The sequence below is a fragment of the Verrucomicrobium sp. GAS474 genome, assembly GCF_900105685.1.
Lineage (GTDB): Bacteria > Verrucomicrobiota > Verrucomicrobiia > Methylacidiphilales > GAS474 > GAS474.
This window is the reverse complement of sequence record NZ_LT629781.1, coordinates 3,735,285-3,748,503: the sequence shown is the minus strand read 5'-3', so window position 1 is coordinate 3,748,503 and position 13,219 is coordinate 3,735,285. Positions and strand designations below refer to the sequence as shown.

The window sequence follows — 13,219 nt, the reverse complement described above, 5'->3', positions numbered from 1 at the left end:
CTCCATCCAAACATGTTTTTCAAACCCAAAACCAAGAAGGCCCTCGAGGCTGAAATCGCAAAATTGCAGGCCATCTATAACGAGGTGGATCGCCGCGGAGGCGGGGCGGTCTACTTCTCCGAACAGGTGAAACGCGCCGGGCGCATTGCCGAACTCAAGTCCCACCTCAACCACGCCATCCTGTGAGCAGCGCACTCGAAAAACAGTTCCTATTCCGCTGGAAGCTGGCCGGAGGGCCGAAGCTGACGCCAGAGCATCAGTTCCATGGTGCGCGGTTGTGGCGCTTCGACTTCGCCTTGCCGGAGATGAAGATCGCCTTTGAGATCGAGGGGGGGATCTGGGTTAAGGGCCGTCATGTGCGGGGCTCCGGCATGGTGGAGGACTGTCACAAATATTTGGCCGCCGCCTTGCTTGGCTGGCAGGTGATCCGCCTCGTTGAGCCTCAACTCAATCTCGATACGGTCCGGGACATCGTCGCGTACGTCAAGGGAAGGGGGAGGGCGTGAGCGAGTTCATTGCGGAACGCGGCCCGCACAAGGCCCGGGATGTGGCGCGGGATCTATCGTCGGGCGGAATCCCGCGTTTCTGGACCGATAGTGAGACGATGGCGAACCAGATCTGCGACCGGCTCCGAGAGTCGGGATTCACTGGAAAACGCCGCTGGGACAAGCACGCCCTGGCCTTCGTGGTGACGTGCGAGGGGAAAAGAGAGGTGGCGTTGTGATCTTCCTCCTCTTGATCATCCTGGGGGTGCGGTGAATGCACGCGCCTACTACAACGAGGTCGACCCCTACGTCGCGCAGTACCTCCGCAACCTCATCGGAGCAGGGCTTATTGCCCCTGGAGATGTCGACGAACGAAGCATCGTCGACGTTCGGCCAGACGATCTCCGAAACTACACTCAATGCCATTTCTTCGCCGGAGAAGGCGTCTGGAGTGGAGCCCTGCGTCGCGCCGGATGGCCTGACGACCGCCCCGTCTGGACCGGCTCTTGCCCCTGCCAGCCGTTCTCGGACGCTGGGCAAGGGAAAGGGTTCGACGACGAAAGACATCTTTGGCCCGCCTTCTTCGCCCTTATCGCCGAGCGCCGCCCTGTCGTTTGCTTTGGCGAGCAGGTTGCGAGTAAGGACGCTCTCGCTTGGCTCGACGTTGTACAATCTGACCTGGAAGCTACGGACTACGCCGTCGGGACGACTGATTTTTGCTCTGCGAGCGTCGGCGCTCCGCACATCCGACAGCGCCTCTACTGGGTGGCCGACGCCGGACGCCTCGATAGCTCAGGACGGGGAGAGCTTCGAGACGTGGGAAGCCCGACGCTTGGCGACCAAGGAGCGGGTGGGGAACGGGAACGGCTTCGGGATGCCGCTGACGATTGCGGCCTTGCCCTCGGCTTGGCCGACACCTCAAGCCCACGACACCAACGGGCGATCCAAGACGCAGAAGGAGAAGCACGGAACGAAGCACGGATGTTCCTGTCTGGTTCGGAGTGCGGACCTCGCGGGGTGGCCCACACCGAACACGACGAACAACGGGAAGGGGGAAGATCCGGGGGCGAAGGAACGCAGAGGATTGAACCCCGGATTAAATCCTGCGGACGCGGCGGCTCTGGCGGGATGGGCGACGCCAGTGGCGAGCAACAATCGCAAGTCCTCACGGGCGATGACGCCGAGCACAAACAACGGGCGTCGGAGTGGGGGAGGACAGAGCTCGCCTCCGGGGCTGGAGCAGGAAGCGGAACTGGCGGCTGGGATCATCGCGGAGGATGTGAGGCAGTCCGGCTTGCCGGAGACATGGCCGAAGTGGAGCGGCCCGGCCCGGTTAATGGCTTCTGGGGAGCTTCTGATTGGCTCCGATGCCGGGATGAGCGGTGGCGGCCAGTTGAACCCGGCACATTCCCGTTGGCTCATGGGGCTCCCGCCCGAGTGGGACGCCTGCGCACCCACGGAAACGCGATCAACCTTATCCAAGCGTCGGAGTTCATCTCTGCCTACCGGTTCGTCCGAGGGGAGATCGTCTAGCCATTCACCTAAAAATCTATGATCACCATCCATTCCATTGATTTGGAAATCACTAAAACGGCAAACGAGATCCACGGCCTGAAGGCTGATCTCGAGCGAAAGACCAACTACATCGGCCGACTCAACAGGGCGAAGGCCGCGCTCTCCGATCTCGATGAGGAGGGGGGCGTGCCTAAAACACCCGCCGCCGCTCCTGCGAAGGCGAAGACCGCTCGTCAGGAGAATGCTGCCCTCGATTCGTCCCTTATCCGCGACAAGATCCTTGAGGTGCTTCTGGAAACGGGAACACCCATGCGCAGCGTCGATATTGCAGAGCACCTGCACGTCGTACTAACGCACGATCAGCGCGGCGGACTCGATCTGCGAGGGTTCAAGAGTCGGATTTCGTCGTTGCTCTACAAGCTCGGCCACCACGGAATCGATAAGGACATTGTTGCGACGGGCGATCGTGGACGTTATGGCCTGGCTGAGTGGAAGGGGAAGGGGGCGTTGTGAAGATCGGCACGAAAAGCATCCTGTTCGGGGTTCACGCCTTCTGGTTGCACCCCATCTTGATCGCTATCGGGTGGTGGCGGCTGTACGGATTCCCGCTCGACCTCCGGCTTTGGGTGGCGTTCTTCGTTCACGACCTAGGCTATTTCGGGAAGCCGAACATGGACGGTCCGGAGGGGGAGATCCATCCCGAGTTCGGTGCCGCCATCATGCGGAGGCTCTTCGGCGACGAGTGGGGCGACTTCTGCCTCCTCCACTCCCGCTACTACGCCAAGCGCGTCGGGCGGCCCGTCTCGGCCCTCTGCCACGCCGACAAGATGGTGATTATCCTCGAACCCTCGTGGCTCTACATCCCGAGGTGTTGGCTCTCCGGGGAGCTTCAGGAGTTCATTGACGTCGCCCGCCGGCGGTCGGCGACGAGAACCGGCCCGAGCGACAACCTGAGCGACGCCGAGCGCGAAGGCCTGGGTTCGGGGAATCCCTGGCGGTGGCATCGCGCCCTCAAATCCTACATGCGCCGATGGATCGCCGCCCACAAGGACGGCGCGACGGATACCTGGACGCGGGTCCGCAACGTCGAGCAGGAGCACATCAATGGCCGGTGACTGGATCAAGTGGACCAAGGGGCTCACCCGGAAGAGCGAGGTGCTCCGCATCGCCGCCGCCTTGAACATGGAGCCTGCCCAGGTCGCCGGGCATCTCATGGAGTTTTGGGAATGGTGCGACAACAACGCCGAGGTCGGCGACGACGGTGACGCTCTTGTAACGCTCGGAGCGTTACAGCATGTAACGGTCGACCGCATCGTTCACGTAACGGGCTTCGCCGACGCACTCCTATCGGTTGGGTGGATGATCTCGGAAAAAGGCATCCTCCGGCTCTCGAACTTCGGCCGCCATAATGGGCAAACCGCTAAGACACGGGCACTTGGGAAGAATCGGGTGGACCGGTCTCGTAACGGTGAGAGCGTTACATCTGTAACGGTAAAAGCGTTACCAGAGAAGAGAAGTAAAGAGAAGAGTACTAATACCCCCCAACCCCCGCAAGCGGGGGAGAAGGTGGAGCTTCCTTTTTCGTCGGCTCGCTTCGCGGCGGCGTGGGGGGACTGGCGGAAGCACCGGACCCAGATCCGCAAGCCGCTCCGTCCGCTTCAGGAGCAGAAGCAGCTCGAGGAGATGACGGCCCTCGGCGAGGTCGAAGCCATCCGCCGCATCGAGCAGAGTATCCGGCAGGGCTGGCAGGGTCTCTTCGAGATCAAGGACGCCCAGGGGATGCCCGTCGCGCCCCGACCGGTCGAGAAGCCCGCCAAGCCGGTCCCGGACTGGGTGGTCGAACTCGACGCGTGCCGGGGATCATACAGCGAGAGGCTTTACGCCAAGGTGGCCGATCCGGCGGCGGACGCGTTCCTCATCGCTCGCATCAAGCGGCTTCCTCGGGAGGCGTGGGAAGCCTCAAGGGAGGAGCTGCAAGGCATGCTGGGGCGGCTTGAGGGGAAGGGTGGGGGATTGTGAGGGTCATAGAGCGTCCTGCCGTCCAGGCCTCGCCGAACTGGGACTCCATCGCGGCCGACGTGCGCCGAGGTCGCGCCATTCAATGCGACACATTCCGAGAGGCCCGCGCTGCCGTCATGGCGATGCGCAGGCGCGGTGTTCCGGTCTTCCAGCGGAAACGGAACGAGGGGGGGTGGATCGTGTCGTGACCGTTGTGACAAACGTGACCGGCGTGACTTAGGAGTTTTCCGGTTTATGTGGCAGAACAGCGGTCATGATTTTTGAAGCCAGCCATAAGCGCCCCGTCACAATCACCGAGCCGCCGCATTCCTTCGCCGAAGCCCTCAAGCTGGCAAACGATCCCAACGTGCTTCATCTCATCAACAAGGTGAGGGCTAAGGGAATTCGGGTCGGGGTTAGTGCGGAGGCCTTGCGCGAGATCGACGCGGCGAATGCGCGGTACGCGGTGCGGTTCGGGATTGCGGAGGTGGTGGCGTGAAGGAGGCCTGGGACAAGGTGATTCGCCGCGGCGTTCGCATCCAGAATCTCGTCCGCTGCAAATGCCCTGAGGTGATCCTGCGGAACGAACGGCGGATGCTTCAACAGGCGGTTGTCGCTTTCGTTGAGTCCACTGAGAAGGGGCAGAAATGAGGGAGCCATCCTACGAGCATCATCCGGTCGAGGATATCGAGCCCGAGGAGGCGGAGCGATTTCAGGAGGGGGTGCAGCTCTATTTTCGCCGCCTCTTCGCCTGGATGAATGACGGCACCACATCGGCCCAAAACTGGATGAGGTTCGATGTGTTTTGCATGCTGATCTTCCCGGATCTTCGCCATAGGACCGGCGAGACCATCGCCCGGGATCACAAGGTCACGCGCATGGCCGTCGATAAGGTGGTCACCAATCTCCGAGAAAACAGCGCCTTTTTTGGGCGCGTACAAACCCGCTCCATGCGGAGCAACAGCAACCGAGAAAAATGCAGACAATCGCAAATCGAAAAGAACCGAGTCCGGCGCTCCTCGCCGAAATCGAAGATATCCACCTCAAGACTCAAGAGTGTGCAAACCATGCGGCCGGATTCGCCCGAGGCGCGGTAGAACTGGCGCACAAGGCGGGCGTCGCCCTGGCCGAGATCAAGGCGCAGTTTCATCGACCCTCGGAATGGGATGTGTGGCTCAACCGTCATGCGAGTGAGGCCCTGCGGGATTGGTCGGTTCGGTATCTCGCTATCGGGCAGCTTGAGCTTGATTTCGATCAGACGGCAGCACTCCGTCGGCAGATGACGCTTCTCGAACTCGTCCCGGTTGAGGATCGTCAAGGGGGCGATGGAGCTAATCCGGTGGAGGCTTCGGCGGATATCGAGCGCAAGCTGCTGGTGGCCTCGGACCGCCTGCACGCCATCTTTGGGAAGCTCGGGCCGCTGGATGAGCGGAAGCGGAGTAGCTATCGCGTTCAACTCAAGACGCTTTACGACTGGCTGAAGGACGAGGTCTTTACGGAGTAGGGGATGTACAGCCCGATGAGGTATGAGGCGTGGCGGGCGATGGGCTTCAACCCGGACGACGCATAGGACATCGTGAAAATCAGGGAAGGGGATGCGAAGGGGAAACCGTGTCAACTAAACGCCACGTAAATACTTGAAGACCAACGCTACCCCCGGTAAGGAATCTATTAGAGGGGTGGCAGGGGCATGCGGGTTTATTGTCTTGCTGTCAGTTCCCACGCGTTTAGTAGGTTGACCCGGTTTAGTAGGGAGTGAGTCCTACTAAACTTGCCGAGTCGTTGGGTGTGTCGAAGGGGATGGTATCCCAGTGGCGCAAGAAGGGGATGCCGTGCGACAGCGTCGAGTCGGCGAATGCCTGGCGCGAAACGAATGCCCCACCCCGGGGCCGCAAAAAGCCCTCCGCCAGCCCCGATATCGAGTCATCCGCCATCGAGGCCCCCGCCGATCTGATCCCTCCGCGTGAGGAGCGCCACCAGATCAACCGCATCGACGACCAGGGCGAGGCCGAAGGCGACCAATCGAACAACCCCTACGACGCTCTCCGTCAGGCCAAGCTCGCCGAACAGGAGGCCAACCGCCAGCGCCAGCGCGTAGCCGACGCCGACGGCGACCCCATCGAATACGCCAAGGCCCAGGCCAGCTTCATCCAGGCCCAGAAGCATCGCATGTGGATGCAAAAGCAGGTCAGCCAGTGGGCGCGGGAGCAGGGAATCACCCTCTACGTCTCCGAGGCTAAGGCCATCTACCTCCAGGCGTTCAACTCCATCCTCCGCCGCCTCGACCTCCTCGGCGCAAAGACCGCGCCCCTCTGCTCCAATCCGAAGACAGCGAAGACCGCGATCGAGGAGGGCGTGAATAGGATTCGCGCTGCGGCAATGGAGGAGATGGAGGGTAGTCGTGACGCTGGGGGCAACTAAGCTCCTCGCCGATTACGTCGACGTTCTCCGCCCCATCGAGCATCGGAGCGTCGTCCTATGGGCGAGAGACAACATCATCCTGCCGGAGGTCGTCACCCAGAACGACGGACCCTTCGATACCTCCAACTGCCGTTACGTCGACGAGGCCCTCGAGGACTTCCGCGACCCCACCGTCTCGGACAACACATGGTGCTGGGCCGCCCAGGTCTTCAAGTCCACGGCCCTCATGGTCGGCCTTGCCTACAAGATCGACCAGCACCCGGAGAACGCTATCTGGGCGATGCCCAACAAGGATCTCCTGAAGGCCTTCGCCGAGACGAAGTGGAAGCCCGTCGTCGAGGCCAGCCCCGCCCTGCGGAAGCACATCCCCAAAGAAGCCGACCGCTTCAAAAAGCTGGAGCAGCAGTTCGGGCGGATGGTCCTCACCTTCATCGCCACCGGCTCCCAGAAGAATTCTAAGGGCCGCTCCGCCGCCCTCATCCTCATCGACGAAATCGACGACGTCGAGGCGGAGTGGAACAAGAAGGGCATGTCGGTCATCGGCATGCTCGACAGCCGAACGAAGAGCTTCTCCGGATCGAAGGTTTTCAAGACCGGCACCCCCCAGCTTCCCAGCGGCCCGAGCTGGAAAGGGTTCATGGCGGGAGACCGCCGCCTCTACTTCGTCGACTGCCCTCATTGCCGGAAGGAGACGACCCTCGAAATTTCCCCCGAGCATACCGCCCAGTACTTCCCCGGAGTTCCCGCCGCCCGCGTTGTTTGGGGTGAAGATGCCGGGGGGCCTTCCGCGAAGAAAGCCAACGGCGAGTGGGATTTGAAAATCGTTCAGGACACCGCCCGCCTGAAATGCCCTCACTGCGCCAAGCTCATCACCGAAGGCGAGAAAGCCGCCGCCGTCGCCCTCGGCCGCTGGAAGGCGACCAACCCCGACGCCCCCGAGGGAAAGCGGAGCCGTCGCATTCCGTCCATCTACAGCCCGCACGCGAAATGCTCGATCGCCGCCCTGGCCGTCAAGTTCCTCACCTGCCTCGACACCCCCGGCGGCCTTCGGAACTTCCTGAACGAAGAGTGCGCCCTGCCGTGGCAGCCGAAGGGGAGCACCGTGGCGAAGAGCGATATCGACGCCGTCGTCGAGCGCTCCCCGGAGTACCTGCTCGGCGAGATCCCCAACGTGGCCGACTTCGCCATGATGACCCTCTCGGTCGACGTGCAGCAGTCCTGCTTCTGGTGGGTGAAGCGGGCGTGGTTCGGAACCGCGGCGTCCGCCTTGGTCGACTACGGCCAGATCCTCTCCTTCGACGAGATCATGACCCTGGCCGACATGAAGCACCGGATCAAGGGAACCGACCAAACCGTCTCCTGCATGTTCGGCCTGATCGACATGGGCTTTCGGGCGAAGCGATACAAGGGCGTCTACGACTTCGTGCTGGGCCCCGGGGCGGGTCGCTTCTCCGCGACCCAAGGCCGAACGGGCGGCCACGGCTTCACGAAGACGATTATTGAAAACACCTTCGACCACGCCGGGCGGCAGGGCCCCCTCATCCAGTTCGACGACCCCACTTTCAAGTACGCCCTCTACCTGAACGCCGTGAAGGACCGGTTGAAGAACAACTGGTGGCTCCCGCGCAACCTGGGGAAGGACTACGAGGTGCAGCTGACCGACGAGTACCTGACCGAGAAGGAGGGCTGGAAGACCAAGGAGGACAACAACCACTTGGGCGATTGCGAAAAGCAGCAGCTCTTCCTCCCGACGCTGTGGGGATCGGAGATGCTCGCGGCCCTCGCCGCCAAGGTGAAGGAGAACGCCGCCCGTTGACAGCCCCGCCCTGACAATGGCCGCCACAAAAAGCCTTCTCGCCTCCGCCCTAGTCCGCCTCGCCAAGCAGCAAGGCGACGCGGTGGCATACCTGACCGGCCTCCTCGCCCCCCTGGCGAAGTTCATCACCTCCGGCGATGGACGGACCCGCGTCGGCACCAGCACCGGGGGGAGTTCCGCCTCCTGGACCCTCCTCGACGGGATGACCGCCGCCGACGCACTGGAGGTCGTCGAGCTGGCTCTCCAGATCGTCGAGACGAACGTCGACGCCACCCCCACCTACGACGAGGACGGCAATCTCGTCTGCGTTCCCACCATCGGCCAGCTCCCCAACTCGAAGCGGACGACCTCTTACGGCCAGTTCGGGGCCATCCAGCACTAACGCCGTACCGCCATGGCCCAGAAACAGCAAAAGCCGATTCGGCGTCAACGCCTCCAGAGCATCGGAAACACCTACTACGAGTCCGCCCAGATCACCGGGCAACGCTCGCAGGCCTTCCTCGCCTTCCCCCAGACCGCCGAGAAGGAGTTCAGCTACTACAACCGGCGTACGATCCTGCGAAAGAAACGCTACCTCGAGGCGAACCTCTCCATCATCGGGGCCCTGATCAAGAAGGTCGGCAAGTACTCCGTCGGCATGGGCGTCCTGCCGATGCCCTGCACCGGAGATCAGGCGTGGGACGACCACACGACCACCGAATTCATCGAATGGGCCTCGAACCCCCTCGTCTGCGACGCGATGGGCATGCAGGACTTCTTCGAGATGCAGAAATGGAACGTCGAATCGGAGTTCGGCGAGGCCGAGGCGTTCACCGCCATGGTTTCCTCGGCGAAGGCCGACTCCCCCCAGCTCCAGCTCATCGACCCCGGCGAAGTCGAATACTACGCCTCCTCGGGAACGCCCCCCGGGCTCCTCAATCCGGGCGAGTCCTCCTACATCGACGGCGTTAAGGTGAACTCCAAGGGCCGCATCCTCGCCTATGCGGTCCGCGTCACCGAAGGCGGCGGCGGGTCCGGCACGATCGATGTCGATGCCTCGAACATGATCCACCTGTGCGACCGCCGCAGGCCGAATCAGTACCGAGGCCTCTCGGCATTCGCCTCCGTCGCCAATTCCGGCGTCGACGTGATGGACCTCAAGGCCCTGGAAGTCGCCACCGTCAAACTCCACTCGGCCCTCGCCATCGCCTACACGAAAAACGAGGGGAAGGGAATGGGGGCGGGCGGCTTCACCGACCAGCTCAAAACCATGCTGGCGACCTCCGCCGCGGAGAACGGCACGCAGACCCCCACCGGGAAGACCGTCTTGGGTGAAGACATCTTCGCCGGGGCAATGATCAAGTCCCTCGGCGTCGGGGAGGACATCAAGCTTCTCTCCTCATCCCGCCCCACCGTCAATCTCATCTCCTTCCTGGAGTGGTTCTATCGTGAAATCGCCGTCGGCACCGAACTGTCGGTCGAGCTGATTTGGAACCTCTCCCTGCTCGGCGGGGCGAATGCCCGAATCAACCTCGCCGACATCCAGGCCCTCTTCGACATGAAACAAGGGAAGCTCAACCGCCGCTTCAACCGCCGCGTCTGGATCTGGTGGCTCTCCAAGAAATTCGCCCAGGGCTACCCGATGCCCAACGCCCGTCGCTGGTGGGACTGCCATTGGCTCGGACCGGCGAAGATCAACGCCGACGCCGGAAACACCGCCCAATCCCGCATAGCCGACCTCGCCGCCGGATTCGGTAGCTGGGCGGAATTCTGGGCCTCCCAGGGGAAGAGCTGGAAAGGCCAGATCACCCAGCGCATCTCCGAGGTGAAGTTCGCCCAGGAGGAGTGCAAGCGCCTCGGCGTCGACTACGCCGCCGTGTTCCCGCCGCCCGCAGGGACCGCAGCCGTCGTTCCGCCCGATCAGGCCGAGATTCTTCCCGCACCCCAACCCGCCTCCTAATCCCTCATGCGCCTCCAGCACATCATTCAGGCCGTCTACAACGAGCCGTGGCTCATCACGGCCGGGGGGCACGCCTCCGTCCAGCGGCTCCTGGAGGCGAAGATGGGGCGAGCCCGGGCCGACGACGACGCGGAGCCGCTGGACGCCTCGATCATGGTCGAGAACCCCCGCCGCGACGCCTTCGTCGACGACAACGGGATCGGTCACATCCACATTTGCGGCGTCATCGGGAAGCACCTGGGCCTGATCGAGAAATCGTGCGGCAATACCGATGTCTGCGACGTGCGTCGGGAGTTCGACGCGCTCCGACAGCAGAGCGCGAAGGGGATCATGCTCTACGTCGACTCCCCCGGCGGCACCATTGGCGGCATCCCCGAGATGTCCCGCATCCTCTCGGACTGCGACATTCCCCTCTACGCCTGGACCGACACCATCATCGGGTCGGCAGCCTACTGGCTCGCCTCCGCCGCGTTCCAAATCTGGTGCACGCCCTCCTCCGAGGTGGGAAGCATCGGCGTCATCTACCCCTGGATCGACAAGAGCGCGAGATGGGAAATGGAAGGGCTCACCTTCGCCCCCATCGTGAACGCCGAGGGGATCTACAAGTCCGCCGGCCACGGCCCCTCCTTCACGCCCGAGCAGAAGGAAGAGATTCAGGGACGGGTTCAGGCCCTTTTCGATCGTTTCCAGGGCTTCGTCATGGCGCGGCGTCCGATGATCGATTCCGATTTCATGCGCGGGCAGAGCGTCATGGGCTTCGACGCCGTCGCCGCCGGGTTGGCCGACAACCTCGGGGAATTCGAGGACGCCTATGCCGACCTCTGCTCGGCCTCCGGGGTCTTTCCCATGTCGATCCCCGATTTCTCCGCCCCCGAAAAATCGTGACCGCCGGTTGACACGCCGAGAAGGGCAATATGACCCTTCCTGAGCTTATCGCCAAGATGACCGGCCTCGAGGGCGAGCTGACCGCCCTCAAGGCCAACGCTTCCGCCTCCACCGCCGAATCCGCCACCCTCCGCGCCTCCCTCGCCGAGGCTACCGCCCAGATCGCCAAGCTGAAGGCCGAAGCGCCCGAGGAAGGGGATTCAGCCCCCGACGCGAGCGGCGGCATCTCCGAGAGCGTCAAGGCCATCGAGAACGCAATCTCCACCCTCCAGGGCGTCCTCAAGGACATCAGCAGCAAGGTTGGAGCGGACGCGGGCGATGCGGCCGACGAAGACGCCGACGCCGAGGCGGGCGACGACGCCGACATGGAAGCGAAGGCCGGTAATTGGCCCCGCGCCCTCGCCCTGCGCCAGCGCCAGCTCAAGAAGCTGACCGCCCGCGTCGCCCGGAAGACGGCGACCGCCCAGTCGAAGGAGGCTTTCGACAAGGCCGTCGCCGCGGCGTCCGCCGCGCAGATCTCCGCGCTCGGCATCGAGACGCCGCTCGCCATCTCCAGCGATCCCAACCAGAGCCCCGCCCAGAAGATCGCCGCCTCCATCAAGCCCGGCACGCATGGGCGCGGCACGAAGATCGCCGCCGCCGCCTTCAACGCCTCGCCCGAGGTGGAGGCCCTCAACCGCGCCTTCGGCCGGAAGGCTTCCTAACCCGATCACCACCCCCACCACACCACTCCTATGCCCGACCTGAATCTCCTCGATATCGTGCGACTCAACAACGGCGATGCCGTCACCGGCCTCGTCGAGTCCGCCGTCACCTCCAAGGTGGAGCTTGATCTCTTCCCCGCCGTCTCCCGCGCCGGAACCTCCTTCCAGGTTTCCCGCCGGACCGCCCTGCCGCCCGTCAACTTCGCCAAGCCCGGCGGCGGCGTTCCCACCTCGAAGTCGACGATCGTCCTCGACGACCATGAGATGTTCTACATGGAAGCCCAGCTGGAGGTTCCGAACGGCATCATCGCCGCGCAGAAGCGCAGCGTCGGCGATGTCCTCGCCATCGAGTCCGAGGGCACCCTCAAGTCGGCCTTCTACCGCCTCACCCAGCAGATGTACTACGGCAGCAAGGCCGTTGGCACTGGCAAGGGCGACGCGGGTGTCGTCTCCGACGCGCTCGGCTATCCCGGCGCGATCCAGATCATCAACGGCGATACCGATTACTGGATCAAGGGCGGCGGGGCCTCGGGCTCCAGCACCTCCCTCTTCCTCTTTTGCCTCCACGAGCAGGGGGCGCACCTCTCCGTCGGCCAGGACGGCAACATGACGCTGACTCCCTGGATTCAGCAGCAGATCGCCCTCGCGAACGGCAACAAGACGATGGCGCAGGTCGCCAGCTTCATGGGCTGGTTCGGCATGAGCGTCGTCAATCAGTTCTCGGTCTACCGGATCTCGGGCCTCGACGGCACCACGGGGAACACCCTCACGGACGATCTCATTGCCCAGCTCGTCCAGAAGATCCCGACCGAATACCGGGTCAACATGCACGCCTTCACCAGCCGTGCCGGTGCCCGTCAGCTCCAGGTCAGCCGCAGCTCGATCAAGAACCAGCCCGCCGACAGCACCGGCAAGGTTGGCTGGTCCCCCGCGCCGACCGAATCGAACGACGTCCCCCTTCACGTCACCGAGGCCATCGTCGCCACGGAATCCAACGCCTAACCCCACCCCACCATGTCCATCCAGATCAATCAGCAGAAGCAGGTTCTCGACCCGAACTTCAGCGCCGACATCTCCATCCCGGCGGCGGGCGGTGCCGACGTTCAGACGACCCCGTTCGACCTCAGCCAGGCGGGCGACGCCGGGCTAGACCACATCTTCGGCGAGCTTCTCGTCGACGCCCTGCCGAACAACGTCACCAGCTCGATCAGCGTTGCGGTCAGCCTCTACGCCGGGGCGACGGCGGGTTCCCTCGCGCTCTTCGCGGAAGTCCCGGCCCTGTCCGTCCCCGGCGTGGCGACGACGGGCTCCGCGCAGGCGAGCTTCCAGTTCCGGTTCCCCCCGGATACCCCCGAGTTCGTTGCGGCCAACGTCCACGCCCCGACCGGCGTCGGCAATAACACGGCTCAGAAGGCGCATTTCAACATCCGCTTCTAAACCCTCCACCCCGCGAACG

At 63.4% G+C, this 13,219-nt stretch carries 18 protein-coding genes; 17 read left to right on the top strand and 1 reads right to left on the bottom strand.

Going from position 1 to position 13,219, the window contains the following annotated elements; all coding sequences use genetic code 11:
* The first annotated feature begins 12 nt into the window (after window positions 1-12).
* The 8 genes from BLU04_RS16700 (at window position 13) to BLU04_RS15990 (ending at window position 4,497) form a co-directional block, all read left to right on the top strand.
* Window positions 13-186, top strand: a complete 174-nt coding sequence (locus tag BLU04_RS16700; RefSeq protein ID WP_157894984.1) for a hypothetical protein — start codon at window positions 13-15, stop codon at window positions 184-186.
* Complete coding sequence (locus BLU04_RS16025) at window positions 183-506, top strand: hypothetical protein (RefSeq protein ID WP_093280618.1); 324 nt, start codon at window positions 183-185, stop codon at window positions 504-506. Before BLU04_RS16700 ends, BLU04_RS16025 begins: the two co-directional genes overlap by 4 nt.
* Window positions 503-724 (top strand): hypothetical protein, encoded by a 222-nt coding sequence (locus BLU04_RS16020; RefSeq protein ID WP_093280616.1) that lies wholly within the window; start codon window positions 503-505, stop codon window positions 722-724. Before BLU04_RS16025 ends, BLU04_RS16020 begins: the two co-directional genes overlap by 4 nt.
* A 31-nt stretch (window positions 725-755) precedes the next feature.
* Window positions 756-2,018, top strand: coding sequence for a DNA cytosine methyltransferase (locus BLU04_RS17255; RefSeq protein ID WP_093288324.1), 1,263 nt, complete (start codon window positions 756-758; stop codon window positions 2,016-2,018).
* Window positions 2,019-2,036: 18 nt separating this feature from the next.
* Window positions 2,037-2,513 carry a hypothetical protein gene (locus BLU04_RS16010; RefSeq protein WP_093288321.1) on the top strand — a complete coding sequence of 159 codons (477 nt, stop codon included), beginning with the start codon at window positions 2,037-2,039 and terminating at the stop codon, window positions 2,511-2,513.
* Between the two features lie 56 nt (window positions 2,514-2,569).
* Window positions 2,570-3,115, top strand: coding sequence for a hypothetical protein (locus tag BLU04_RS16005; protein ID WP_157895425.1), 546 nt, complete (start codon window positions 2,570-2,572; stop codon window positions 3,113-3,115).
* A complete protein-coding gene (locus BLU04_RS16000; protein ID WP_093288315.1) occupies window positions 3,105-4,019 on the top strand; it encodes a hypothetical protein in 915 nt (304 codons plus the stop codon). Before BLU04_RS16005 ends, BLU04_RS16000 begins: the two co-directional genes overlap by 11 nt.
* A gap of 253 nt (window positions 4,020-4,272) precedes the next feature.
* Window positions 4,273-4,497, top strand: coding sequence for a hypothetical protein (locus BLU04_RS15990; protein ID WP_093288308.1), 225 nt, complete (start codon window positions 4,273-4,275; stop codon window positions 4,495-4,497).
* Between the two features lie 100 nt (window positions 4,498-4,597).
* On the opposite strand, the gene BLU04_RS16695 is transcribed toward BLU04_RS15990, so the two are convergent.
* Window positions 4,598-4,984 carry a hypothetical protein gene (locus tag BLU04_RS16695; protein WP_157895424.1) on the bottom strand — a complete coding sequence of 129 codons (387 nt, stop codon included), beginning with the start codon at window positions 4,982-4,984 and terminating at the stop codon, window positions 4,598-4,600.
* On the opposite strand from BLU04_RS16695, the gene BLU04_RS16690 reads away from it, so the two are divergent.
* From BLU04_RS16690 to BLU04_RS15940, 9 genes are all read left to right on the top strand, one after another.
* Complete coding sequence (locus BLU04_RS16690) at window positions 4,975-5,502, top strand: hypothetical protein (protein WP_157895423.1); 528 nt, start codon at window positions 4,975-4,977, stop codon at window positions 5,500-5,502. The genes BLU04_RS16695 and BLU04_RS16690 overlap by 10 nt on opposite strands.
* A gap of 251 nt (window positions 5,503-5,753) precedes the next feature.
* Window positions 5,754-6,419: a hypothetical protein gene (locus BLU04_RS15975; RefSeq protein ID WP_157895422.1), complete on the top strand. Its 666-nt coding sequence runs from the start codon at window positions 5,754-5,756 to the stop codon at window positions 6,417-6,419.
* The gene (locus BLU04_RS15970; protein ID WP_157895421.1) at window positions 6,400-8,235 is read left to right on the top strand and encodes a terminase gpA endonuclease subunit; all 1,836 of its coding nucleotides are present in this window, start codon (window positions 6,400-6,402) and stop codon (window positions 8,233-8,235) included. The genes BLU04_RS15975 and BLU04_RS15970 overlap by 20 nt, the downstream gene beginning before the upstream one ends.
* A gap of 16 nt (window positions 8,236-8,251) precedes the next feature.
* Window positions 8,252-8,617 carry a hypothetical protein gene (locus tag BLU04_RS15965; protein ID WP_093288293.1) on the top strand — a complete coding sequence of 122 codons (366 nt, stop codon included), beginning with the start codon at window positions 8,252-8,254 and terminating at the stop codon, window positions 8,615-8,617.
* 12 nt (window positions 8,618-8,629) lie between these two features.
* Window positions 8,630-10,174, top strand: coding sequence for a phage portal protein (locus tag BLU04_RS15960; protein ID WP_093288289.1), 1,545 nt, complete (start codon window positions 8,630-8,632; stop codon window positions 10,172-10,174).
* Window positions 10,175-10,180: 6 nt separating this feature from the next.
* Window positions 10,181-11,059: a S49 family peptidase gene (locus BLU04_RS15955; RefSeq protein ID WP_093288286.1), complete on the top strand. Its 879-nt coding sequence runs from the start codon at window positions 10,181-10,183 to the stop codon at window positions 11,057-11,059.
* A gap of 29 nt (window positions 11,060-11,088) precedes the next feature.
* The gene (locus BLU04_RS15950; RefSeq protein WP_093288284.1) at window positions 11,089-11,763 is read left to right on the top strand and encodes a hypothetical protein; all 675 of its coding nucleotides are present in this window, start codon (window positions 11,089-11,091) and stop codon (window positions 11,761-11,763) included.
* Window positions 11,764-11,793: 30 nt separating this feature from the next.
* Complete coding sequence (locus BLU04_RS15945) at window positions 11,794-12,765, top strand: major capsid protein (RefSeq protein ID WP_093288281.1); 972 nt, start codon at window positions 11,794-11,796, stop codon at window positions 12,763-12,765.
* Window positions 12,766-12,777: 12 nt separating this feature from the next.
* On the top strand, window positions 12,778-13,200 hold the full coding sequence (locus BLU04_RS15940) for a hypothetical protein (protein ID WP_093288278.1): 423 nt from the start codon (window positions 12,778-12,780) through the stop codon (window positions 13,198-13,200).
* Window positions 13,201-13,219: the final 19 nt, after the last annotated feature.

Excerpts from the sequence above, each read along its gene's own strand:
- BLU04_RS15960 (WP_093288289.1), top strand. The coding sequence starts at position 8,630 with ATGGCCCAGAAACAGCAAAAGCCGATTCGGCGTCAACGCCTCCAGAGC.
- BLU04_RS15965 (WP_093288293.1), top strand. The coding sequence starts at position 8,252 with ATGGCCGCCACAAAAAGCCTTCTCGCCTCCGCCCTAGTCCGCCTCGCC.
- BLU04_RS15990 (WP_093288308.1), top strand. The coding sequence starts at position 4,273 with ATGATTTTTGAAGCCAGCCATAAGCGCCCCGTCACAATCACCGAGCCG.
- BLU04_RS15950 (WP_093288284.1), top strand. The coding sequence starts at position 11,089 with ATGACCCTTCCTGAGCTTATCGCCAAGATGACCGGCCTCGAGGGCGAG.
- BLU04_RS16010 (WP_093288321.1), top strand. The coding sequence starts at position 2,037 with ATGATCACCATCCATTCCATTGATTTGGAAATCACTAAAACGGCAAAC.
- BLU04_RS15940 (WP_093288278.1), top strand. The coding sequence starts at position 12,778 with ATGTCCATCCAGATCAATCAGCAGAAGCAGGTTCTCGACCCGAACTTC.
- BLU04_RS15955 (WP_093288286.1), top strand. The coding sequence starts at position 10,181 with ATGCGCCTCCAGCACATCATTCAGGCCGTCTACAACGAGCCGTGGCTC.
- BLU04_RS16690 (WP_157895423.1), top strand. The coding sequence starts at position 4,975 with ATGCAGACAATCGCAAATCGAAAAGAACCGAGTCCGGCGCTCCTCGCC.
- BLU04_RS16000 (WP_093288315.1), top strand. The coding sequence starts at position 3,105 with ATGGCCGGTGACTGGATCAAGTGGACCAAGGGGCTCACCCGGAAGAGC.
- BLU04_RS16700 (WP_157894984.1), top strand. The coding sequence starts at position 13 with ATGTTTTTCAAACCCAAAACCAAGAAGGCCCTCGAGGCTGAAATCGCA.
- BLU04_RS15945 (WP_093288281.1), top strand. The coding sequence starts at position 11,794 with ATGCCCGACCTGAATCTCCTCGATATCGTGCGACTCAACAACGGCGAT.